21 protein-coding genes and 3 pseudogenes are annotated in these 22323 nt (G+C 68.2%); 8 read left to right on the top strand and 16 right to left on the bottom strand.

The features are described from left to right. Positions 1 to 108: 108 nt before the first annotated feature. Positions 109 to 440 (bottom strand): annotated as a pseudogene (locus tag JWS14_RS51895) (DDE-type integrase/transposase/recombinase); the annotation flags it as partial. Positions 441 to 812: 372 nt separating this feature from the next. Between JWS14_RS51895 and JWS14_RS39720 the strand changes: the two are divergent. Continuing rightward, entirely contained in the window at positions 813 to 1466 is a 654-nt protein-coding gene (locus JWS14_RS39720) for a chymotrypsin family serine protease (RefSeq protein ID WP_206015676.1), read from the top strand. Positions 1467 to 2133: 667 nt separating this feature from the next. Further along, positions 2134 to 2541, top strand: a complete 408-nt coding sequence (locus JWS14_RS39715) for a cupredoxin domain-containing protein (RefSeq protein WP_206015582.1) — start codon at positions 2134 to 2136, stop codon at positions 2539 to 2541. 101 nt (positions 2542 to 2642) lie between these two features. Here JWS14_RS39715 and JWS14_RS39710 read toward each other — a convergent pair whose 3' ends face one another. Further along, positions 2643 to 3965 (bottom strand): ABC transporter substrate-binding protein, encoded by a 1323-nt coding sequence (locus tag JWS14_RS39710; protein WP_206015675.1) that lies wholly within the window; start codon positions 3963 to 3965, stop codon positions 2643 to 2645. A gap of 251 nt (positions 3966 to 4216) precedes the next feature. Continuing rightward, positions 4217 to 4399 carry a hypothetical protein gene (locus tag JWS14_RS50465; protein WP_241031608.1) on the bottom strand — a complete coding sequence of 61 codons (183 nt, stop codon included), beginning with the start codon at positions 4397 to 4399 and terminating at the stop codon, positions 4217 to 4219. A 258-nt stretch (positions 4400 to 4657) separates the two neighbouring features. Between JWS14_RS50465 and JWS14_RS39700 the strand changes: the two genes are divergently transcribed. Next, a complete protein-coding gene (locus JWS14_RS39700) occupies positions 4658 to 6136 on the top strand; it encodes a wax ester/triacylglycerol synthase family O-acyltransferase (RefSeq protein ID WP_206015674.1) in 1479 nt (492 codons plus the stop codon). An 832-nt stretch (positions 6137 to 6968) separates the two neighbouring features. On the opposite strand, the gene JWS14_RS39695 is transcribed toward JWS14_RS39700, so the two are convergent. After that, positions 6969 to 7172 (bottom strand): hypothetical protein, encoded by a 204-nt coding sequence (locus JWS14_RS39695; RefSeq protein WP_206015673.1) that lies wholly within the window; start codon positions 7170 to 7172, stop codon positions 6969 to 6971. A gap of 37 nt (positions 7173 to 7209) precedes the next feature. On the opposite strand from JWS14_RS39695, the gene JWS14_RS39690 reads away from it, so the two are divergent. Then, entirely contained in the window at positions 7210 to 7818 is a 609-nt protein-coding gene (locus tag JWS14_RS39690) for a hypothetical protein (protein ID WP_206015672.1), read from the top strand. Positions 7819 to 8282: 464 nt separating this feature from the next. On the opposite strand, the gene JWS14_RS39685 is transcribed toward JWS14_RS39690, so the two are convergent. The 4 genes from JWS14_RS39685 to gvpO form a co-directional block, all read right to left on the bottom strand. Further along, on the bottom strand, positions 8283 to 8633 hold the full coding sequence (locus JWS14_RS39685; protein WP_206016293.1) for a DUF7144 family membrane protein: 351 nt from the start codon (positions 8631 to 8633) through the stop codon (positions 8283 to 8285). Between the two features lie 422 nt (positions 8634 to 9055). Then, complete coding sequence (locus JWS14_RS51890) at positions 9056 to 9367, bottom strand: hypothetical protein (RefSeq protein WP_420855154.1); 312 nt, start codon at positions 9365 to 9367, stop codon at positions 9056 to 9058. A gap of 299 nt (positions 9368 to 9666) precedes the next feature. Next, positions 9667 to 10155, bottom strand: coding sequence for a hypothetical protein (locus JWS14_RS39680; RefSeq protein WP_206015671.1), 489 nt, complete (start codon positions 10153 to 10155; stop codon positions 9667 to 9669). A 264-nt stretch (positions 10156 to 10419) separates the two neighbouring features. Then, positions 10420 to 10743, bottom strand: a complete 324-nt coding sequence (gene gvpO, locus JWS14_RS39675) for a gas vesicle protein GvpO (protein WP_206015670.1) — start codon at positions 10741 to 10743, stop codon at positions 10420 to 10422. A 48-nt stretch (positions 10744 to 10791) separates the two neighbouring features. Between gvpO and JWS14_RS39670 the strand changes: the two genes are divergently transcribed. Then, entirely contained in the window at positions 10792 to 10950 is a 159-nt protein-coding gene (locus JWS14_RS39670; protein ID WP_206015669.1) for a hypothetical protein, read from the top strand. On the opposite strand, the gene JWS14_RS39665 is transcribed toward JWS14_RS39670, so the two are convergent. The 5 genes and pseudogenes from JWS14_RS39665 to JWS14_RS39645 form a co-directional block, all read right to left on the bottom strand. Continuing rightward, entirely contained in the window at positions 10934 to 12325 is a 1392-nt protein-coding gene (locus JWS14_RS39665) for an NAD(P)/FAD-dependent oxidoreductase (protein WP_206015668.1), read from the bottom strand. The genes JWS14_RS39670 and JWS14_RS39665 overlap by 17 nt on opposite strands. A gap of 79 nt (positions 12326 to 12404) precedes the next feature. Then, entirely contained in the window at positions 12405 to 14486 is a 2082-nt protein-coding gene (locus JWS14_RS39660; protein WP_206015667.1) for an ATP-binding protein, read from the bottom strand. 96 nt (positions 14487 to 14582) lie between these two features. Then, positions 14583 to 15698 (bottom strand): CapA family protein, encoded by a 1116-nt coding sequence (locus tag JWS14_RS39655; RefSeq protein ID WP_206015666.1) that lies wholly within the window; start codon positions 15696 to 15698, stop codon positions 14583 to 14585. Further along, complete coding sequence (locus tag JWS14_RS39650; protein ID WP_206016292.1) at positions 15691 to 16080, bottom strand: hypothetical protein; 390 nt, start codon at positions 16078 to 16080, stop codon at positions 15691 to 15693. Before JWS14_RS39650 ends, JWS14_RS39655 begins: the two co-directional genes overlap by 8 nt. Positions 16081 to 16230: 150 nt before the next feature. Beyond that, positions 16231 to 16803 (bottom strand): annotated as a pseudogene (locus JWS14_RS39645) (Kelch repeat-containing protein); the annotation flags it as partial. A gap of 51 nt (positions 16804 to 16854) precedes the next feature. On the opposite strand from JWS14_RS39645, the pseudogene JWS14_RS39640 reads away from it, so the two are divergent. Then, positions 16855 to 17644: pseudogene (locus JWS14_RS39640) on the top strand (IS6 family transposase). 518 nt (positions 17645 to 18162) lie between these two features. Continuing rightward, the gene (locus tag JWS14_RS39635; RefSeq protein ID WP_241031607.1) at positions 18163 to 18411 is read left to right on the top strand and encodes a hypothetical protein; all 249 of its coding nucleotides are present in this window, start codon (positions 18163 to 18165) and stop codon (positions 18409 to 18411) included. 166 nt (positions 18412 to 18577) lie between these two features. Here the strand turns inward: JWS14_RS39635 and JWS14_RS52255 are convergent, their stop codons facing one another. Together JWS14_RS52255 and JWS14_RS39620 are read right to left on the bottom strand one after the other, a co-directional pair. Then, the gene (locus tag JWS14_RS52255) at positions 18578 to 19606 is read right to left on the bottom strand and encodes a methylmalonyl-CoA mutase family protein (RefSeq protein WP_241031606.1); all 1029 of its coding nucleotides are present in this window, start codon (positions 19604 to 19606) and stop codon (positions 18578 to 18580) included. 1017 nt (positions 19607 to 20623) lie between these two features. Continuing rightward, positions 20624 to 21577, bottom strand: coding sequence for a hypothetical protein (locus tag JWS14_RS39620; RefSeq protein WP_206015665.1), 954 nt, complete (start codon positions 21575 to 21577; stop codon positions 20624 to 20626). Between the two features lie 3 nt (positions 21578 to 21580). On the opposite strand from JWS14_RS39620, the gene JWS14_RS51270 reads away from it, so the two are divergent. Next, positions 21581 to 21709 carry a hypothetical protein gene (locus JWS14_RS51270; RefSeq protein WP_259376037.1) on the top strand — a complete coding sequence of 43 codons (129 nt, stop codon included), beginning with the start codon at positions 21581 to 21583 and terminating at the stop codon, positions 21707 to 21709. Between the two features lie 275 nt (positions 21710 to 21984). On the opposite strand, the gene JWS14_RS39615 is transcribed toward JWS14_RS51270, so the two are convergent. Further along, complete coding sequence (locus JWS14_RS39615; RefSeq protein ID WP_206015664.1) at positions 21985 to 22323, bottom strand: PepSY domain-containing protein; 339 nt, start codon at positions 22321 to 22323, stop codon at positions 21985 to 21987.

Here is a 22323-nt window from a genome sequence, read left to right as displayed (position 1 = left end):
CGGGTGGTGCGCCCGGGTGTGGCACAGCTCGAGCATGTCGCTACCGCGCGGACCAGGGCGCCGGCTCGAGACGTGGACACGGATGACGCACCTGCTCGACGAGGGCAGGCGAGCCGAACTGTGGGAGTTCTCCGCCGGATTGTTCAAATATTTCGATTGCCGGTGCTCCACCGACGACATCATGTTCCGGTGCGCGACCTGGTAGGAGCCGAGTTTGTCGGTGACCGGTGACCGGTGACCGGTGACCGGTGACCGGTAGCCGCGGCCGACACCCTTGTTTCTTCAACAGTTTCCGGAAGAACCGAGTCGCGGCCTACCGTCCCTGCGAGCCTACCGTCCCTGCGAGCCTGCACCAGGATATCGAGGACGTTCCCATGATGGTCGACGGCCCTCCACAAGTACCGGCGTGCCCCGTTGACCGTCAGGAAAACCTCGTCCAGGCCCCTCCTACATATCCCAGTGCCGTACGGGTTCCATCGTCACCGTCCGCGCCGGTCTGGTGGGATCGATGCTGATCGGAGGACACTTACAGGGTGTGTTCCGGTCGACCCCGACCCCCTGTGTGCCGGCGAGCCCGTGGGTTGCTTCGGTGGGTGGCGGGCGGGTCGTCGATCCGGTATCCATCCCGAGCTTCCGGAACATGCACCCACACAAGCGAATGCGAATCGGGCCCAGCCCGGGAACGGTGGTCGGTGATGGATGTGGAGCACCCGCGGTGCGCGGGAATCGATCTCCGAGACCGGCCAGGTGTATGGGTCGATCCTGGTCGAGGCAGATGCGACCGTCGGAGTGGTACCGGGAGGGCTCGAGCAATGTTGACACGATTCGCGGCGGTGGTCGCGGCGACGATCGGCCTTCTGGGGACCGTGGCGGTGGGTGTCGCGACGGCGGCGCCGCCGGTGGTGATGGGCGGTGGGACGGGGATTATCGTCAACGACGAATTGGTTTGCTCGCTCACGACGATCGGTCACGACAATTCGGGCCGGCTGGTCGGGTTGACGGCGGGGCACTGCGGTGCCGTCGGTGCGTCCGTGGTGGCGGAGACCTCGCAGGACAGTGGTGTGGTCGGCCGTTTCGTGGTGTCGAATCCGGCTCTCGACTACGCGGTGATCCAGTTCGATCCCGGGAAGGTGACTCCCGTGAACCGGGTCGGCAGCGTCACCATCACGGGGATCGGTGCACCGGCCGGGTTCCCGCAGGTGGCGTGCAAGGAGGGCCGCACAACCGGCAACACCTGCGGCATCGTGTACGGGGACCTGCTCGGTACCGGGGAGACCTGGACGCAGACGTGCGTCGTCGAAGGTGATTCGGGCGCACCGGTGGTCGTCGGCACCACGCTGGTGGCGATGGTCAACGCCTACCTCGTCGCGTCGTGCGTGGGCCCGGAGGTCGGCACCAACATCAGTGCAATCGTCGCCGACATGAACGCCACGGGCGGGTACGGCGCCGGCTACCGGCCCATTTGAGCCTGAATCCGTTGATGAGTGATCTCGGCAGCTCAGAAGGCCGCTGCCAGCGAATCTGTGCGTGGGCGTGCGTGTCGGTTCCGACCAGAGGGCCGTTCACATTGTCGGATCCTCGGGTCGGACCATGCGCCGGCGTTGAGTGCATCACGGCAATCATCGGCGACGGGCCTGGCACGAGGTCGTCAATGGTCCGTTTGGCCGAGACGAACGCCTTCCGATCCAAACCTAGAGCAGATCGTCGCACCGCGGCACGGCCGCGAGGTGAGCATCCGGTTGGAGGTCACCCTCTCAGCCGGAACGGCTTCATACCGAACCCTGGTGCGGTTCTGCAGCGATCGTCGGTGGGGCGCGGCGACGAGGGGTTCAGGTCACCCGTCCCGGGTTCGTGGTGAAGAGCCGCGACAGCACCGACGCAGCGGTACAAGGAGTCGGCTCGGGGGGTGGCCGCGGCAGCGGGTTGGCAGAGACCGAATGTGCCGGTGCTCTCCGGGTCCTATGCTCAACGGTGCAAGACTGTCCTGCCTTGTCGGGTTCACATTGTCCGGTTCATTTCGATTGTCTTGGGCGGCTCACCGTGACGGCGCACCGATCGCGTGGTCGACGGGCGCTGCATGCCAATGCGGCACCGATAGCCTGCGCGCACGAGCGTCGGGGCGGATGCGGCGCGATGATGGTCTGCGCGCTCGCCGTCGGGTTGGCCGCGGCCTGCAGCTCATCGGCGAACCACACACCGGCCACGTCGGTGGCCACCGATTCCTCGACGCCGTCGGCAGCCGCCGAATCCGGCACCACACCGGGCCCCGACGCGGCGGCGGCGATCACCATCGAGGGCTACCGCTTCGCCACCCCCATAGGGGTCGGGCCCGGCGCGCAGGTCACCGTCAAGAACGAGGACACCGTCGAGCACAGCGTCACCGCCGACCGGGGCGACGCCTTCGGTCGGGACGTCGACGGCGGCGGCACCGCCGTGTTCACGGCCCCCACACGGTCGGGGGCCTACCCGTTCCACTGCACGTACCATCCTCACATGCAGGGTGTACTCGTGGTCGTGGCGTTACACCGTGGACAAAAGTGAGAGCACGACGGCCGGTCCTCGGGGTGGACCCGGTGCTGTTCGTGGCCGCGAACGAGCGTCGAGAGCACCACCCGGTCGCAGCCGTTGTGCGGGATGGGCGATCACCCGCCGACGACGATGTATCCCTCGGTGGTCAGCTTGTTGTCGGCGCCGAACTTCAGCTTGCCGTACGAACCGATGGACGGCTCACCCGCGGCGGTGAAGTCGAGCTTGCCGGTGATGCCGTTGTAGTCGATATCCGTGCCGGCCGCCGCGAGCGGCAGGCACTCCTGGTACGACGTGCACGCGGTGCCGCCCTCGGTGACGGCGTTGATGTTCGCGGCGATGTCGCGACCGGCCGTCGACTTGGCCTGCTCGGCGGCGAGCGCGGAAATGACGACGGCGTCGTACGCCTCGCCGGCGTAGTTGAAGTCGATCAACCCCGGGTTGATGGCCTTGAGGCGATCCTGGAAGGCCGGGCCGACGTCGGTGAGGGGCGTGGTGCCCTGCATCCCGTCGAGCAACGGCACGGCGACCGACTCGCCGAGTGCGTTACCCATGTTGCCGTCCACGCCGTAGACCTTCATGCCGTCGGACGGGCCGATGCCGACCTCGTGCATACGGGTGATGATCTTCGCCGACTCCTCGAACCCGACCACCGCAATGGCGTCCGGGGCAAAGTCCTTGACCTGATCGATCTCCGAGTTGAACGACTGCGCGTTGGGGTCGTAGATGATCTTCTGGATCTGGTCCTCGGGGATGCCCGCGTCGACGAGGTTCTTGACGATGTTGTCGGCGAGCCCGGTTCCGTACGGGTCGTTGAGGGCCAGGATGGACACGCGCTGGCCGCCGTCGTCCGAGATGAGTTGCGACACAGCCTGAGCCTGCAACACGTCGGTGGGGGCGGTGCGGAAGTACTGGCCCTTGTCCGGGTAGCAGACGAACTGGTCGGAGGTGTTGGCCGGGGAGAACATCACGACGCCGGCGCTGGACACCTTGTCGATGACCTTGAGCGACACCGACGACGACGCCGCACCGATGATCACCTGGGTGCCCGCGGCCAGTTCCCGGTCCACGGTGGTGTTCGCCGTGTCGGTGGTGGTGTCGCCGGAGTCGCCGGGAATCAGCTGGACCGGCTGGCCGAGGACCCCACCGGCGGCGTTGACGTCGTTGACGGCGAGTTGGGTGCCGGCCACCATCGGCGGTCCGAGGAAGGCGAGGCTTCCGGTGTCGGGGAGCAGGGTGCCCATCTTCAGCGGTGCGGTGGACGGAGTGCCACCGGCGGTCGCTTCTTCGGGCGTGCAGTCGGTGGACACCGTGGTAGCCGAGGCGGAGCCGCCACTTCCGCTGGCGGAATTGTCGCCGCTGCCGGAGCTACAGCCTGCCAGTGCGAGTGATGCCGCACCGAGCACCGCGGCCGCCCGCACGAGGGTCCGTTGAGCCATCCCAACTCTCCTTCAATCACCTGTGGACGGACGCCACCCGAGTCGGCGTTCGCTGTGGGTCACGACGCTACGCCGATTCCGGGCCTCGACTCCGGAGAGCGCCCCGGGGTTTGTGTTCGGTGCGACACCAGTCAGGACGTCGAAATGGGCAGCTCCCCGCCGCAACGGTCCGCGAGGGCGCTGTAGGCGTGGTGTGTCCACCGTCGGCGGTCTGCGGCGCCGCGCTGATGGGTGATCGTGATCCGTCGCGGTCACAGGTCGGGCGCCTTGCGGGCGGTGTCGTCGATCGGCCCGAACTCGAGGGAGACGTGACGATCGCGATCGGCCGTCGGGGTGACGATGATGCGGTCGGGTTCGCCGCGCATCTCGGTCCGCGCGCCCGGTATCGCGGCGATGACGTCGGCGAGTGCGGTGACGGACGTCGCCCCGATCACGTCGATGGAGTCCTGCCCGGTAGTTCTGCCCGCGCATCTCGGGTCCTCCGTCTCTTCGCGGACCGCGGGAGGTCTCCACCGCGTCGCTGACGGCGGGGAAGCGCCGCATCGCGTGCCGTTCACCCCCACTGTCGGCTCATTGTGAGGATTGGGTTAACTCGTTGTTGGGAGGCACCGGAGGTCAGATCCGCGCGGTAGCGTGAGCTGTACGCCCTGTGAGCTGCGGGCGCCGTGGCTCACGCAATCCCGATACCGCTCATGCACCAGCTCAGTTCCCTCGATGCGCAGTTACTCGACGCCGAGACCTCGACGACCTTCACCCATGTCGGGGCCCTGAGTGTCCTCGGCCCCACGACGCCGGGCCGCGGGCTCGCGGCCCCGGATCTGCGGGCGCTGGTCGGTAGCCGATTGCACCTGGTGGGGCCGCTGCGGTGGCGGCTGCAGGAAGTACCCCTCGGCCTCGACCTGCCTTACTGGGTGGACTCGGAGTCCCTCGATCTCGGCTACCACGTCCGGGAGGCCACCCTGCCCGGCCCGGGCACCGACGAACAGCTCGCCGATCAGATCGCCCGTCTCGCAGCACGCCCCCTCAACCGCAACAAGCCCCTGTGGGAGTGCTGGCTGGTCCACGGTCTCACCGGCGGCCGGCAGGCGATCTACACCAAGGTGCACCCCGCGGTGATCGACGGTCTGACCGCGGCGCAGGCCCTCGCAGTGCTGATGGACACCAGCCCGCGACCCCACGTAGTGCCGCACCGCTTCAGCGACGAGCAGTACCAGGCTGCGGGCGTCCTGGGAATGGTCGGCAAGAGCGTATGGCACCTGGGAACCCTGCCCGCCCAGCTGCTGTGGTCCTCGCTCGAGATGGCCCCGCACCTGCCCGAACTCGCCGGCACCAGCACCGTTCCCGGCGCGGGCATGCTCACTCGAAGGTTGGCCCGGTTCGCGCAACGGTGGTTGCCCCCGGCGCCACCGCCCGCGTCGCCGACCCCGCCCGAGACCCCGTTCAACGGCCCGGTCACGGCCAACCGGCGTTTCGCGTTCACCTCACTGCCGCTCGGCGAGGTCGAGGCGGTGGGGGCCGCGTTGGGGTTCACCGCCGACGACGTGGTGACGGCGCTGTGCACCAGCGTGTTGCGCCGCTGGCTGATCGACCACGACGCCCTGCCCGGCACAGCGCTGGCCGCGGCCATGCCGGTCTCGGTGCGCACCGAGACCGGACCGTTCGCGACCGCCCGCACCCGGCTCTCCCTGGTCCCCGTCGCGCTGCCCACCGATGACGACGACCCGGCCCGGCGCCTGCAGAGGGTGCACACCTCGCTGACCGCGGCGCCCCGGCGTTTCCGCTCGGCACCCGCCACGCTCGTGCGTGACTTCGGCGCCCGGCTGCCGCAGGCGGTGCGCGGTCTGATCTCGCGCACACCGCTGCGGGCGCTGACCACGCCCACACCACCGGTCAACCTGGTCATCTCCCACGCCGTCGGCCCCACGCGGCCGGTGTACGCCGCGGGCGCCGAGGTGACCGGGAACTTTCCCATCTCCGCGGTCACCGACCACGCCGGCATCACCATCGCCGCGATGTCCTACGACCGGCACCTCGATGTCGGAGTCCTCGCCTGCCGCGAACTGGTTCCCGACGTGTGGGACGTGACCGGGCACCTGCACGAGGCCCTCGCCGAACTGACCGCATGCACACGCAACGTCCGACACCTGCGCCCCCGCCGCCCCCCACCGTGACTGGCGGCGAGGTCGGCGGCGCGTCATCACGCACCCATCCCGAACGGTGACACCCATCACTCGCTCCCACTCCCGCGATCCGCTGGGGCGGTCAAATCGCGGGCGGCGCCCTGGGCGCCCAGCCGGCGGGCGGTGTGCTTGACATGGGTGCGTTTGGCCTCCCCCACCACACGGGCGCGGCAGTTGCGGTTCGCGCCGAGCGCCGCCTGCTGATCCGGGGTATACGTGGGCCGGGCTCGGTCGAGGTGGGCGAACACCACCCGCTGGGTTGATCAGATCCGCCACCCGCCGCAACGATGACTGTCTTTCACCCTTGATCTTGCGCCCATTTACCCCCGCACCCCACCCCTGACGGAACGTAATGCCCCTACCGACCAGCTCTTTTGCTCCCACTCCCCCACTCCCCGCCCTCTGTGCCCACGGTCGGCGACGACCGAGTGACTCACCTTCGGAGCGGACGCGCCGGCGGGTAGGACCACCGGCACTGGGCCCATCCGGGGGAGCCGCACCCTCAACGCGGCACAACTTCGTCTTCGTCGACATCGAGGAGACGACGGTGGACAAAACACCGTGCCCGCCGCAGCGTCATGCCCACGGCGTACACGCTGCATCCGAACGAGGTCATCGGGGAGTTCGGCGAGTTCGGGGAGCGCCGACATGCACGCGAGGACCGCGGGACGGGGCGCATCTTGTGTGTGGGCGCCCGGGCCGATCGAGGCATCCGAGTAACCAGGCGGTGCCGGTGCGCGATCACCCGAAACCTGAACACCGAACCCACGTCGGAGACGTCGATCAGACGGCCGCACGGCGGAACGAACGACCCACCGTCCGATCACCACTCGCTCCGCATGCGCCCGTTCCCGCCGCGGAAGGTGTACGGCCCGTTCGGCTTCCACCCGGGCCGGGCGAGCTGCCGGTGTGCGCCCTTGTCCCACGCGGTGCGGCGGAGAAAAATTGGGTACGCAGTGGCTGCGGCCGCGGGCCGTCGACGCCCGCCGGCGGTGGACCGCGACGGGTCGGCCACCGTTGCACTCACCGAGGGGACCTATTGTCCCCGCGGGAGGAGGTTACTGATGTTCATCCAAGTCATCCAGGGAAAGGTCTCCGATCAGCCGCGGCTGCGCGAATGCATGGATCGGTGGAACGAGGAACTGCAACCGGGGGCCACCGGCTACCTCGGCTCCACCTCCGGCACCCGCGATGACGGCACGTACATCGCCCTGGTTCGGTTCGACTCCGAGGAGGCGGCCCGCCGCAACAGCGAACGTCCCGAGCAGGGCACCTGGTGGGCCGAGACCGAGCGGTGCTTCGACGGCCCGGTCACCTTCATGGACTGCCCGGACGCGATGGAGTGGCTCGGCGGCGGCTCCGACGATGCCGGGTTCGTGCAGATCATGGAGGGCCGCACCACCGACGCGCACCGGCTGTCCGAGCTGATGGCCCAGGCCGGCGACAAGCTACCCGGGGTGCGGCCGGAAATCCTCGGCGGCACGTTCGCCGCCGCCGGCGACGGCGGATACGTCGAGGCGGTGTACTTCACCACCGAGCCCGAGGCCCGCGCACACGAGAAGGTCACCGTCCCCGACGATCTGCGTTCGCTGTTCGAGGAGGAAGGCCGGCTGATGGGCGAGGTCGACTACTTCGACCTGCGCGAGCCCATGCTGGTCTCCGCGTCGCGGTAGCGACAACCACCCACCGCACGCCGCACCGGCCCCCACCTCCGGTGGTGAGGGGCCGGCGTATGCCCACCACCTCTTCGAGCATCTACGCCCCGCCCGGCCACCGCGTGCGATGGCCGTGATCGCCCGGGCCGCCGGCGACGTCCTCGACCATGCCACACGGGCAGTCGGTCAACGCGCCGGGTGCTCGTGACGCTTCATCCGCATCATCATCGTGCACTCCGCAGGGCGCCGGGCTCGTCGTTTTTCGACAACCGGGTTCAGAACCGATCAGTGAGGCGACCGGTCGACGTGCGCCCTGCTCCCGGCGCACCAGGTGCGCTCGTCAGCTGCCTGGGTCCGATGACAGCTCGGGTCTGACGGCACTGCCGTTCTTCCGGCGATCGCACCGCGACCACCGGATCCGGCACGATCCCGGCCGGTGAGCTGCCGAGCCGGGCGTGCCCCTGCTGCGAATATTCCTTGTGCTAAACCTTTTCCGGGTTCCAGGTCGAGACCGCCCAGATGACGACGACGTCGAGTGCGATGATCACCAGCGACCACACCGGGTAGTACGGCAGCCACAGGAAGTTCGCCAGAATCGAGATCGCGGCCACGATGATCGCCGACACCCGGGCCCATCCGGCGCCGGTGAACAGCGCCAGGCCGACGATCGCGACGAGGGCGCCGAGGACGAGGTGGATCCAGCCCCAGGTGGTGAGGTCGAACTTGTAGACGTAGTCCACCCCGACCACGAACACGTCGTTCTCGGCGACGGCGGCGAGGCCCTGGAAGAATTGGATGATGCCGACGGTGACCATGATGATCGCGGCCGCCATCGAGGTGCCGCCCGCGAAGCGTTGTTCGGTCGATGGATACTCGGACACGGCCGTCCCCTTCCCCACAGCTACGAATTCGTTCGGTACGACGATTGTCCGCCGCGGCGTGCTGCCTTCGCCGGAGAACCCCGGATTCCGGCTGGAACGAGCCCGGCGACGATCTTCTCGGTGGTGAACTGGAGGTCCGGCCGGCAGGGTCGGTGCCGGTCGTCCTCCGTTCGTTCGCGAGCGTGGGTCACTCTCGTTCGGGTCGCCCCGCATCGTGGCCCTGAGCAAGGGCAAGGGCAAGGGCAAGGGCAAGGAATCAGGGGGACAGAATCTGTGCTGCTGCATGATGCTTGTGGTCCGGCGAGCCGGGTCGGACACGATCTCGACGCCGACCCCGGACAGCGGGGGGCGACGGCCTGCGCCCCCATTCATGATCAGCCTCCCCGGTCTTGTCGAAGGATTAGGCTCACACCAGCCCGGGCGTGGTGGACGGCCGCCGACACCGGTGCCCCGCTCCCGGGCCTCGCCATCTCCTGCCACCGCTCACGACAGACGTGGTGAGTGACGCACGAAGACCCGCCGCACCCCCCAGCCGCCGATCGCGGCCCGCACCGCCGGCGCGGTGTGCAGGGTGGTGGGAAGTTCAGGTGTGGTATCGGTTCGGGTTGCGCCGGTGCACGACTGTGCGTGGCATCGAGGGTGCGCGTGGCGGCCCGTTCGACCAGCAGGGGGACGAAGCCTCGGATGCGGCCTCCGTCGAACCGACGGAGGGATGCCTCGATCAGGTAGGTCCTCGATCACCTCGGGGTCGAGGTCGGGGTAGCTAGCGCTGGATCAGTCGGGTTCGGACGACGTCGATAGCGTGTTCTTCGCTGTCGCCCATGACGACTATGTCCCGCCCGGCCGGGCGGGGCAGGAACACGTTTCGGCGAACGATTCCAATGTGCGCTCCCGCGGCCGGCGGACTGACGGGACGAGCTCGCCGCGCGCCCTCGGGTTCTGTCTCGGTTGATGCTGACGTCGTGTGCGGGAGTCGCTGTGGCTGTTACCTTCCCGCGTCGGATTCGGAGGTGGTGGGGAATGGGCTGGGACCGAGTGCGAGGGTGAGGGAGGTGGGGTGGAGTCCGATCTCGGTCCAGCTGGTGGTGAGGATCAGCGACCCGGTGCGCGGGTAGGTGCCGATCCAGTACAACGGCGTCGTGCGGTACGGCCCGGATTCGTCGGAGGGGGGTTCGGTGGGGTGGAGCGGGTCGGCGGGGCCGTCGAGGTCGTCGACGAGGACGAGCACGGTCAGGTAGGACCACCGCGCCGACCAGTCGTGGGGGTCGGTCAGGGGACGGGTTTCGTAGCGGGCGAAGTCGGCGCGGATCCCGGTGACACGCATCGCCAGTTGCAGCAGCAGCCCGGACGCGAATGCGGTGACCGCGGACAGTTCGAGGGTCAGGTCTTTCTCGGCCGTGATCGGCAGCGGTGCGTGCACGCGAAGACCTCGGTCGGGGGGCGGCGCGATAGCCGGCCAACGATGGCGGCGCATGCTTCATCTTCGCACCACTGGCCGCCTCCCGGGTCCGGGATCAGGCGGCGGAATTGTGTGTTTCCCAGAGACATTCGTCCGGAGGCACCATTGCTGCCGAGACGAAGAGGTCCCGCAGTCGACTGACGGCCGTGACGGTGAGGCGGGGTGTCCTGCCGTGACGCCACCACCCAGTCCGCGGTCGCCTCAAGGGCGCACCCTCGGTGCCGAGCTGCAGCTCGGATTTCCAATGCCAGATCGACTCGTACTTTTCACCGGCAACGGTCACCGGGCACCGTCGATTTGGTCATTGTGGGGCGTCTTCGTCTTCGTCGTCGATGGCAGCTCCTCGTCTGCCACCCCGATGGCGGAGCCGCGCCGGTATCGGCGAGTCCTGCGGTACGACAGAATTTCTCCGTCCAGGTCCAGCACCACCTCGTACAGTGCCAACATGTCCGCTGACGGAGGGATACGCCGGTCGTCGACCACCTCCACTTCCACCGTCCAGCCCTCCTCGGTCGGCAGCACCGCCGTCGCGCTCTGCGACTCCTTCCCGATCACATCCGCGATGTCACGCAACGCGGCCGCAGCGGCCGCCGCTGCCGACACGGGCGGGGATGTTCGTCAACCATCCCAACCATCTCCTCCTTTTGCTTCGTGAGCATCTGGTGTGAGATCTGTTGTGGCCGGATTCCTGAATGGACCGCGCACGTCGGTCAGGCGTGGAACACCTACGACGTCGCACCGTGGAATCTGTACAACGTGATCTGGCGGATCCAGCACTGGATTCGCGGCGGCGTCAACACTGATCGGTGACCTGAATCCGCTCTCCAGCGGCGTCAGGGTGCGCGGTTCGGCCGGGGTGCCAGACATTCTGACGCAAGACGCGCAGCAGGGTCCCGGGGCTCATCAGCCGCTCCGGACGATCGACCAGGGCGGCGACGCGGATGAAGGCAGTAGCGAGCACGGGATCGTGCACGGCGGCTTCGTGCAGGCGCCGGATGTAGGCGTTGCCGATCCGCATCTTCGGACTGCGGTGTCCCATCACTTCCGGGAACGCCAGGTCCCCGCCGACCGACATGGCCCATGGAACGTCGATCACCTTTGCGACATCGCGGAAGAAGCAGCGTGCGTGTGGCTCGGTGCCTCGCTGCAGGTGACGGTGCAGCGTGCGCGCCTCGAGCGCCGCCACGGTCATCCCCTGTGCATAGATCGGGTTGAAGTTGCACAGGCCGTCCCCCGTCACGAGGAAGCCGGCGGGGAAGCGCGACAGTCGTTCATACCGTCTGCGGACGCTCGCCGGAAACCGGAAACTCCGGGCCTGCGCGAGCGGCTCGGCGTCCCGGATCACCTCGGCGAGGTCGGGGATCCGCAGGGACGTGGCAAAGTCGAGGAAGCCGTCCGGATCGGTCGGCGGATAGTCGCCGAGCATCCCCATCAACGTCACCAGGAAACGGTGTCCCTCGAGCAGCTGTAACGCGCCCCCTCGCGGAGAATCGGGTGTCGGACCGATCACGATCCCTCGGTCGTCGCCCAACCCCGGCGCCGGGGCTCGGTAGATGCGGGTGGCGTAGCCGAGGCCGACGTGCACCTTCTCCTCGTCCGGGCGTCCGAAGCCGAGATCCGCCAACCACATCGGGGCGCGCGAGCCCCGTCCGGTCGCGTCCACCACCAGGTCGGCATCGAGGATCTCCTCGGTACTGCCGTCGGCCCGCCGGAGAACACGGACCCCGGTGACGCGAAGGCGGTCGGGCGTCGTGGTGATGCCCGCGGCATCGCAGCGGTCCACGATCGTGACCCCGGCCAGTTCGCTCACCCGGGCACGCACATAGCCCTCCAAGAATGGCCGGCTGGCGCTCACAACAGTCATTCCGCTCTCCGGCTGCGGAAATCGGTGCCCACTCAGGCACCACCGCACGTCGCGCAGGTTGTCCAGGGTCGGCACCCCCAACCCGACCAGGTCGTCGGTGAAGCTCGGGAACAGCTCCTCCAAGATTTGCTGGCCGCGTTCGATCAGCACGTGGGTGTGGCGGCCCTGAGGCACGCACCGTCGCGGCTCGGCTGCGCCCGGGAGGTGGTCGTGATCGACCACAATCACCTGCGAATACGCTTCGGACAGTACGCGGGCCGCAAGCAAGCCGGCCATGCCGGCTCCGAGCACGACCGCTCGGTGTCCGATCTGAGTTGTCATGGGAGCCTCCTCGATTGGATACGAGGAGAATGCAAGCATTCGGTGTTCGATCACCAGTCCGAATACTGCTCAGTCGTGTTCATTGCGGGTGTCCGTAGACGTCGCGGTCCCACAACCACGAGACGATCCGCGCGACACCTTGTGTGAGGTGGCGCCGATACGTGCTGAACGGCACTCCGAGCACCCGGGCGGCGGCCTCCTGGGTTCCCGCCGGGCGCAGGTACGTCCGGTCGACCGCCCGCAGCAGTTTGTCGTCGCGTGGGTTGTCGGCCAGCGAGTCCACCGCGTCGCGGAGCACGCAGTCGAGTTCGGCGACGTCCGGCTCCCCATCGCTGCGATCGCACACGACCCGGGTGCGCATCAACGGGTTTCGCCGGAGCAGGTCGGGGCGGTGCCAGTCGTGCAAAGCCTGCCGGACCGCCTGCTCGAACTCGGGTTGCGAAAGTACCAGCAGGTCCGGCGTCGGTCGCAGAGGTGCGGAAGGGCTCTCGGACAATGCGCGCTCGGTGACCCGCTCGAGCCATGCGTCGACCGGGACGCGACGGAAGTCGTGCGCGAACAGCCCGTACGTTCGGACGCCCACCTCGAAATCGGCGCCCTCGGCACGCGGAAGGTCGGCGACCGCGAAGTACTCGTTCCACCGGTCCGGCTCGGCAAGTGTGAGGAAGTCCCAGGACAGGCCCGGTGTGCACAGGTACCGCTGCATGGTGATGATTGGAATGGCGTTCATCGTGGGCGACGGGTCCTGATAGGTGTCGAGGTCGACGACGAACCGGGTCTGGGTGACGGTCTCCCCCGTTCGCGGCGGCGAGTGCCCGCGGGCGAACTGCCAGGCCGCCGCGGCACCCGGATCCGATGCCAGATCTTCCGCGGACGCGAGGCTCAGATCGATGAGGCCGAAGAACCCACGGGGCGCACCGTCGGGACGGCGCACGATGTAGAAGCCGTCGGGCTGGCATTCGAACCAGGCGGCCGCGATGGCCGCCGCCTCCGCACCCTCGTGTAATCGGGTGAACTCGACGATCGTTTCGCGATCCGCCGGGGAAGCGGGTTCCGGATAGTGCCGGCCCCACGATTCCCAATCCACCGGGTACAGAATCCCCGGCAGATTGCGAAACACGAACTTCAGGTCGAAGATCATGCGCTGCTGTTCGCGCCCGGTACACGACAGAAGTGAGTGGCGAATGTGCCGGCACACGCGGTGGAAGACGTCGGTGTAGGCGTCGAGGTCGCGCCACCGCAGGTCCGCGTCAATGACGTCGCGGGCCATATCGTGTGGGGCCAGGCCCTCCGGGCCTGCGTCGACGAACGACAGCTGCCGCAGCCACCCGAACATCTCGTGCGCGTCCTCGAGCCCGAGGGCGTCACGCAACAGTGCCTCGGTGGTCACTCGGGCGAGGGCGCACACCTCGAGCGCCCGCCGATGCGCGGGGCTCGGCACCACCGCGATGAACCGCTGCATCAGCTCCCCCATGAGGTCGGGGGTCAACGGATCGGCCGCCACCTCGCCGCCGCGGGATGCCACGTCGGCCAACAGCGCCAGCGCAAGCGGATGGCCGTGCGTGGCCCGGCAGATCCGTTCGTGCAGCGGCGGCGGCACCGCCACTGCCCGGAGAAACTCTCTGCTCTCCTGCGGAGTGAGATTCCGTAGGGACACGACCCGCAACAACTCGGACCACGCCGCGTCGGACCGCCATTCGGAGCTGGGCGGTGTCCGGGCCGCGATCACGGTGAGCGCCGTTGCCGGTAGTCGCGGCAGCAATTGCCTGCGCACCCACTCGTCGATCGGCGCCAGAACCTCGTACGTGTCGATGAGGACGCAAAGTCGTTCCTCCTCCCGCGCGATCACGCCCGTGTCAGGCACATCGACGGCCTCGCCCAACGCTGCCAGGACAGCCGACGGAGACGGCGGAATATCGCGCCCGTCGAGCCGGACGACCGACGCGCCCGTTTCCGCCGCGATCTGCGCGCACTCGTCCAGCAACGTGGTCTTCCCGATCCCTCCGGGGCCGTGCAGGAACAGCACGGACAACTGCGGATCGCCCGACTCCAGTCCAGCCCGAACCAATTCGCGCTCGACCCGGCGCCCGACGAAGGTCCGCCTGCGCCTCGAATTCAGGATGTCTCCGAGCAGTATCGAGGACTGTGCCGTGCCCTCCATACGTCCAATCTAGGAGCAGTGCCCTTCGAACAAAACCTTGGTGGGATCCGCTCAACGGTGTGTGCACAGCGCGTCCGCTCCGTACACACCCGCCACCTACCAGTTCGCTTGTCTCCCACGGGCGACGAGGACGTCGTCCGCGCCCGCGTCGATGCGGGTGCCGAAGTCGCGGCTGATCCCGTCGAGAACCCGCCGCAGCCATTCGGTGTCACTTGTCGACGCGCGTTGCAGTTGCATCCGCCGGGATCTCATCGGCACCATTCGTAGCTCGAGCAGTTCGTGCGTGCGCGCGTCGAGGGTCACCAGGTAGAGCAGCCGCAGATCGTCGCGGTAGCGTTCGTGCCCTCGGATGCCCTCGTAGTCGTTGATCAGGTCGCCGCAGCCGTACAAGATCGGATGGCCACGATAGATCTCGAGCGGCCGCGGGTGATGGGACGAGTGCCCGAAGACCACGTCGACGCCACCGTCGACGAGCCGATGCGCGAACTCGACATGCGCGTTCGGCACGTCGTATCCCCAGTTCGAACCCCAGTGCAGAGAGACCACCACCACGTCCGTGTCCCGCCGTATCAGCCGTGTCCGGTCGAGCACACGGTCCACCTCGGCGCCGGTGGGTTCCGAAAGGTACGCGACACCGGGCCGGCCCCGGCGGGCCGCCCCGTGCGGCGAGACCCCGCTCGACGACATACCTGCCGCCCAGATCAGCAGCCGACTCGTCCCGGCCTTCACGACCACGGGACACCACGCCTGCGCCACGGTGCGCCCCGCACCGACGGTCCGCACGCCGTTGCGGGCCAGCGCGTCCAGGGTCTCCACGAGCCCATCGGCACCGAAGTCGAGAAGGTGATTGTTCGCTAGAACGCAGACGTCGATCTGCGCAGCGGTGAGCACCCCCAGGTTCGACGGATGCATTCGGTAGTTGATTCCCTTGGGCGCGAAGCGCGCACAGGTGGTGACGGTCGTTTCCAGGTTGATCACACGGGCGTGGGGCTCCGCCGCGTCGAGGACGCGCAGCGCCTCACCCCACGGCCACCCGAACCCGACGGGGCCGGGGATCGAGCCGTTCCGCTTCTCCGCCAACGCCACGTACTCGCGGGCATCGCGAACGCAACGCTCCCGCAACTCCGGGTCGCCGGGAAACGGGAGGATCTGGTCGACTCCCCTACCGGTCATCACGTCGCCGGCGAGGAACATCGTGATGGTGTCAGGCACGAACGCCGGCTCGGTCGAGCTGAGAGACCCGTTGGGGGCTCAGCTCGAGGATGACACCGATATCACGCACCGACAGACCCGATCGGCGCAGATGCGCCACCGCGGCCCGCGAGGCCCGCGCCGCACATTCCTGCGCGTGGGCGGCGGACTCGACTTGCAAGTGGGCCGCTCGGGCCTCCATGAGCGCCGCGGAATCTCCGATCTCGTAGTCGAGTTCCACCTCGACGTCCTCGGCCGGCACATCCTCGACCAGATGCACGGCCTCCGCCACGATGGCAGACACCTGATCGAGCCGCCGAGCCTGGGTGAGCACGCCTTCGACTCCCGGAACCTCCACCACCCACCAGCCGCCGCGACGGGTGGCCGTCGCCGTCACCTTCATCACGAACCACTTCCTACCCGGCCCGCATCTCGTGCGAAACTCGCCCCTCCAACGCCAAGTCTAGTCCCCCTCTACTGAGCACAACCACACTGACAGAAGACATTTAGTCTGTGTGACCGCGGGAATCTCGACCCGTCGGTACCGGCACACTCACCAGAAATCCAAGGCCTGTGCAGTCGCGGTGGACTCCGCGTGCGTGGGCCGTAGTGCACCGCCGATGGCGTAGACGGTGTGTCCGACCGTCGCAACGGACATCCCGTGCGCCCCGCTGGGCATGGGCGGCAACGGTGACCTGGTCCCCGACGCGACGTCGTAGGCCTCGACCGTCGACAGCACCCGGGTCGGCTGTTCACCACCGACCGCGACGATGCGACCGTCGATGAACGCCGCACCGAGCCCACCGCGGGGAGTGGGCATGGCAGGCAACGTCGTCCACGTTCCCGCGGCCGGGTCGAACCGCTCGACCGCGGCAGTGTTCTGGTCCGACGCCAGGTCCCGCGCACCGATCGCATAGAAGTAGGTCCCGTCCGACACTCCGGCCAGATGCTCCCGTGGCGTCGGGATGTCCGAGACGGTCGTCCACTTCGTTCCGTCGAACACTTCCGTCGTCGGTACCAGTGCGCCGTTCGCCTGTCCCCCGGCGACCACGATCCTGTCGCCGACCACGGCCGCGGCACCAGCCGCCCGCGGTTCGTTCAACGGGGGCAGGTCCACCCACGTGCCATGGCATCGTCAACTTGGCTGTGCGGGTGACCGCTGGGAGGATGGGCGACCGTGCCCAGCGCAGATTCGTCGTACAAGGGCTTCCGCTACCCGAAGGAGATCATCAGCCACGCTGTGTGGCTGTATCCCCGCTTCGCGTTGAGCCTGCGTGACGTGCAGGAACTGATGTTCGAACGCGGCGTCGTGGTCTCGCACGAGACGATCCGGCAGTGGTGCGCGAAGTTCGGCCAGTCCTATGCCAACCAGCTGCGCCGCCGCCGGCCGCGCCCTGGCGACAAGTGGCACCCCGACGAAGTGTTCATCCCGATCAACGGCGAGCGGATGTACTTGTGGCGTGCGGTCGACCAGGACGGTGTGGTGCTCGACATCCTCGTCCAGTCGCGTCGAAACACCAAGGCTGCCAAGCAGTTCTTCCGCAAGCTGCTCAAGGGTCTGCGGTACGTGCCGCGGGTGCTCGTGACAGACAAGCCGGCCAGCTACCAGGTGGCGCACCGCGAGATGCTGGCCTCGGTCGAACATCGCCGGTCGAAGTATCGTCAGCAATCGGGCCGAGAACTCGCATCAGCCGACTCGGCAACGGGAGCGCCGGATGAAGCGGTTCGCCTCACCCGGACAGACGCAACGGTTCCTGTCCGCGTTCTCCGGCATCACGGGGCACTTCCAGCTGCGGCGGCACATGTTGTCGGCATCCGACTGGCGTCGCGAGATGACGGACCGCTTCGCGGTGTGGCGCGAAATCACCGCGGCCGCCACCGCTGCCCGAACAACGCACCCAGCCAATAAATTCCGGGCAGAGGCGAGCCCAAACCGACTGCGCCGCTGCGACTATCACTCAAGTTGACGATGCCGCCGGAGAACCGGCTCGTCGCCCGCAGCCTGGAGGCCCGCTGGCAGACCAAGCTCGCCGCCCTGGCCGAGGCCGAGCGCAGCCTGGCCACAGCCAAAGGACACGCTGCCGCCGCTGCCCGGCCGGGCGGAACTCGAACGACCGGCCTGTGGCCTCCGGTCGCCGCTTGCCGCCACCGCCAGCGGCCAGTACCGGAGAGGGCGCCCTCACTCGTCCACCGAGCGCTCGGAGAACTACGCGACCTGCATCGCCGACCTCCCATCCACGAGCTCACTCACACGCGCACCATCGCGTCGCACCCACCAGTTATTGATCATTGCTCCCGATCGCACGGCCGTCCTGCTCTTCAAGTCAACGGCAAACAGGTGTGCAATGGATCTATGGACACCAAGGAACCTTCGCCCCTCGACCGTCGCCGGATAGCCCGGAAGGCCGTGGAGGCTCTCGGCGTTGGGCGCGGTGATTACGCGATCGTTCGTGTCACATGCCCGGCCAGTCATCGCGTGGCCACCGTGTATCGAACCGACGAGGGCCCCGTGATCGTGGCCGGCGGTGGTCCCGGCGCCCACGGCTCACGCGACCGTGTCGATACCGCGCATCACGGCGACCGGCTCGGCTCCGAGTATGTCGACATGCTCGAGTCCACCAGGTTCGAGGACGACGAAGTGCCGGCCCGGTGCGCGTGCGGTTCGAGGACCCTGTCGAGGGCCGAGTTGAAGCGTGCGGTCGAAACGCATACCCACGCCCTCGCGGTCCCGTAACCCACCGAGCACACCACGTGCATGCCGAGCGGGACAACTCACCCAAGCCCGCACACCGCCGTCGGCAGATGTCGCAACCCCCCGCGCCCCTCGCCGCCCGGATGTCCCGTGGACGGCGAGGGACTACCACCCCGGTCGGTGGGGGCACGAAGGTGGCTGCCCAAATTTACAACCCCGACACGCCGGAACAGGAGCACCGACGGGAGGAGACAGTTGACGACGACAAATCTGGCGATCGAGCGGGCGGCCGTTCGCGCGAAGGGGGTGCAGCAGGTCGGGCGACCGTCACGCCGGATCGATGCCCACGCGGTGGCGGCGACGTCGATGGAAACGTGCCCCGCTGCTCGTCGAGGACAATGAGGCCCCGACGCTGGAGATGGTGTTGCTCGCGGGCGGTGGAGTACCGGATGCCGCGGCTGCGGCCACGAAGTTCCTCGGCACGCGCGGCGGCGTTCTGATCGTCGAGGAGATCGTCGGCGGCGACGAGAAGCCACTCGTATGCCCAGGCGGGTCGGTGCCCCGTCGTCGAGGAGTACGGCCACCACAAAGGCGTCCACCAGGTGGAACGGGAGCCTGTCAGCCGATTCCGTACCCGCCACACGGGCGAACAACACGCTCGGCGGAGGAACGCTTGAAATGCAACTCGGCGACCCCGACAGATCACGTTCATCGCCCGTGACCGGGCGTTTGACATGCAGTCGACGATGACGTTCTCGGGCGCGTCGGCCGCCCGCGCTGTCTTGACGGCGTGCATGGGGTCGCCGGTGAACTGTCGGTAGGTGTCATGCTGTACCCGCGCCGGAACACCGGTGTTGTCGGCCCGCAGGACGCCGCACACCTGGGCGATCCGCGCCCACACCAGCCGCGCGGCACGGAACTTGGCGATGGTCTGGAACTGGTCGTCGGTCCGCAGGACCGCACAGGTGTCCCGGACCTGCTCGAGCGCCCCGCGCTGTTCGGCGGTCATCGGGGGTCGGGCAGGTGCCTCCTGCGGTGCCGATCCCGGATGTGCGTTGCCGACGGCCGACATGAGCTCGTGATGGAGCCGCCGGTTGGTGGCGAGCCACGTCTCGTCGACCGGCTCGTCGCGGAGGTACGCGGTCAGACTGCCCTGGTCGGTGTCCAACCACATGCGCGGTGCGGTCGTGCAGTCCTGCACGGTGTGCATCTGTTGTCGAACGGACACATATGTCATCGGGCCTTCCCCCTTCCGCGGTCCGGGTTCAGTGTGTGGCAGGTGCCGCTGATTCGCAGGGTAATCGGTCAATCTTGCGCACCGTTGCGCATTTTCGATCCGCGACCAACGAACGGAAGAGCCGAAACATCTCCTCGAACAAGTGCTTCCTCTCGAGGCACTCCAACGCGTCGGGGCTCACGGCTGGGTATGGCGCGCAAGGCATGACCGACCTCGCCGCCCTGACGGCCGGGATCAACTTCGCCAGCGGAGACCCCGTACGGTTCGAGTTCGACGGCACCTGATTCAGGCTGACGAAGAACGGCCCGACAGCGAGGGGGGCCACCACCAACCGGGCCCGGGAACCGGGCGTCGCGCCATCAGGGTCGAACGCGCACCGATCGGCCAGAACTCATGCTCGATCAATAGCTTCACGATCGCCGACTTAGCCTTCTGGTCAGGCTGGTGGTGGCCGGATCGATCGTCACGTTACCGGCGGGACTCGCCGCCGCACCCGCGGTGGCCTCGGTCGCCGCACCCGCGGTGGCCTCGGGTCGCCGCACCCGCGGTGGCGTCCGCCGCCGCATCGACCGCCCCGCCGGGGCAGGACCCGTGCGATCCCAACAACAACTGGCTCCTCCGGACCAAATTCAGCAGCAGATGAATATGTGCGGCAACAATGGCGGCCAAATGCAACGGGACCGGAACCGCGAGCAAAATAACCCGCCGGCACCCTTCAGGATGTCTCCGCCGCCGAGCTTCGGCTCCTCCTGACGCGGACACCCACCCCGCGGTTCCGACGCGACCCGGCCCACGAACACCGAGCGGCTCGCGGGCAGCGGGCTCTCGCGCGCCGCAACCTTCGTTCCGTCCGGTCGCGCGATGGAACTGCGCGAAACTCGGCATCCGCGTCCCCACTGCATGGTCAGCCCATGACTGCGCACGCGCCCACTGAGTTGGGCCGAGCCTCACGTGTTCCCGAGATCGGCGACTTCGAGCGCCCACGCTCGCTTCGGCACGGCTCGGATCGGCCGGTGCTCACCTGGTGTGCAATCCCGCAACCGCCTGCGTGAGGTTCGCCGAGGCCCGGCCGACCGCGGGAAGGTCTTCGCCGTCGGCCGCCCGCCGCACCTCGTCGAGGGCGGTGTCCACATCCTCGGTTTCCTCGACCCCGGGCCGGGTGCGCTCCCAGACCCGATCCAGCGCCGCCGTATCACCCCGGACCGCACCGGTGTCGGCGGCGGCCACATCGACCGGAAGCTGGCGTGCCCACAGTGCGAGACGGGCCACGTCGACGTCAATCACCCGCCGGTACAGCAGTCGAAGGTCGAGCTCGTTCTGGGCGATGCGCTGCGCAGCCGACTGTGCGGACCTCGAATCCCGATTGCCGACGGCACGGGTGAGGGTGTCGATGTCGCGCTGGATCTGCAGCTCCGCCTGAGGCGGAATGCCCACGTTACGCACCGAATCCCATGCTTGATCGAGTGCCGTAACGGTCTGCCCCACGCGCTCGGGGTCGGCGGCCGCGGCGAAGACATCGCCGACGGCGATCGACAGCGCGCCGAACTCCGCGGGAGCCGGACCCGGCCGCATGTCGGTCGGCGACGCCAGCGACACCGCCTCGAGGTCACCAGCGGGGCTTCCGGTGGAGAACTCGCCGTACCCGGGAGCGAAGATCTTCCCCTCCCGTGTCCCGTCCATATGCAGCTCGCTGACTTCCATGGCGCCGCCGATGTTTCCGCTCGGGCCGGCGACATCCTGGTCGACCTTCTCGACGCGCACTTCCTCGAACACCACCTCCGGGGCATTCTCCGGGCGGTACACGTCACCGACGCGCGGCTGCGCCGGCATGATCATCGCGTCCGGTGTCTGGTCGCCGGCCATCCAAGTCCCCTCGGTGTCGGCGACGCTCCCGTTCTCGAAGTTGACAACGTCCTCGCCGAAGTACCACACCGACCCGTCGCCGGCCTGGGCGAACCAGTCGATCGCCACCTCGTGGATGCGCCCGTCCAATATGCGACGTACTGGACGATCACCGTCTCGACCGGCGTGCCGCGCCACGGGATTGTCTTTGTCCCGGGCATCCGGGTCACCTCGGTGCGCAGCGGCTCGCCGCCCACCTGACCGCCGTAGATTATCTGCGCGAGCGCGCTCGTCGGATGCAGCCGGTTCGTGATCGAGGTCGGTGCGGCGAAGGTCGGTGTGCCGAGGTCGACGCGCGCAGTGTCCGATGCGAGGGGCAGGCACTCGTCGGTCGGGTCGCCGGATTCGTCGACGACCCCGATGCAGTCCGCGGGGGCGGAGTCGTTGCCGCACGCGGCCGGGGCGACACCGACTACCGCGCAGAGCACCATCGCGACGAGGCGGCGCACGGGGCCGGTGTTCATCCCGGGGCCTATTCAGTTGCCGTCGTTGTCCGGTACGCCGGCTCCGTCGTCGGTGCCCGGCCCGTCGGTCTTGGTACCGACGACGGTGAAGTTCTGGTCCAGTTGGACGTCGACCTGGTTGCCGTCGGGCAAAGTCACCTCCACCTCGTAGAGGCTCTCCTCGTCGCCGATCTCGGTGCCGGTGACGGTTCCGCCGTCGGTGTGCGCCAAGGCGGCGGCGCTGGCCTTCGTGAGGGCGTCCCCGGTGATGGGTGTTTCCTGGTCACCACTCGAGGCCACCGCGACACCCGTTCCGATCGCGACCACGACGCCGACGGCAACCGCCGCAAGTCGGACATGTTTGATCCTCAT

This window comes from Rhodococcus koreensis (genome assembly GCF_017068375.1).
Lineage (GTDB): Bacteria > Actinomycetota > Actinomycetes > Mycobacteriales > Mycobacteriaceae > Rhodococcus_F > Rhodococcus_F koreensis.
Note: the sequence above shows the minus strand (reverse complement) of the source record. Positions and strands in the feature narration are given on the sequence as shown.

Coding starts and splice junctions, on each gene's coding strand:
- JWS14_RS39720 (WP_206015676.1), top strand. CDS start 813: ATGTTGACACGATTCGCGGCGGTGGTCGCGGCGACGATCGGCCTTCTG.
- JWS14_RS39715 (WP_206015582.1), top strand. CDS start 2,134: ATGATGGTCTGCGCGCTCGCCGTCGGGTTGGCCGCGGCCTGCAGCTCA.
- JWS14_RS39710 (WP_206015675.1), bottom strand. CDS start 3,965: ATGGCTCAACGGACCCTCGTGCGGGCGGCCGCGGTGCTCGGTGCGGCA.
- JWS14_RS39700 (WP_206015674.1), top strand. CDS start 4,658: ATGCACCAGCTCAGTTCCCTCGATGCGCAGTTACTCGACGCCGAGACC.
- JWS14_RS39690 (WP_206015672.1), top strand. CDS start 7,210: ATGTTCATCCAAGTCATCCAGGGAAAGGTCTCCGATCAGCCGCGGCTG.
- JWS14_RS39685 (WP_206016293.1), bottom strand. CDS start 8,633: ATGGCGGCCGCGATCATCATGGTCACCGTCGGCATCATCCAATTCTTC.
- JWS14_RS39680 (WP_206015671.1), bottom strand. CDS start 10,155: ATGCGCCGCCATCGTTGGCCGGCTATCGCGCCGCCCCCCGACCGAGGT.
- JWS14_RS39665 (WP_206015668.1), bottom strand. CDS start 12,325: ATGACAACTCAGATCGGACACCGAGCGGTCGTGCTCGGAGCCGGCATG.
- JWS14_RS39660 (WP_206015667.1), bottom strand. CDS start 14,486: ATGGAGGGCACGGCACAGTCCTCGATACTGCTCGGAGACATCCTGAAT.
- JWS14_RS39650 (WP_206016292.1), bottom strand. CDS start 16,080: ATGAAGGTGACGGCGACGGCCACCCGTCGCGGCGGCTGGTGGGTGGTG.
- JWS14_RS52255 (WP_241031606.1), bottom strand. CDS start 19,606: ATGACATATGTGTCCGTTCGACAACAGATGCACACCGTGCAGGACTGC.
- JWS14_RS39615 (WP_206015664.1), bottom strand. CDS start 22,323: ATGAGGATCAAACATGTCCGACTTGCGGCGGTTGCCGTCGGCGTCGTG.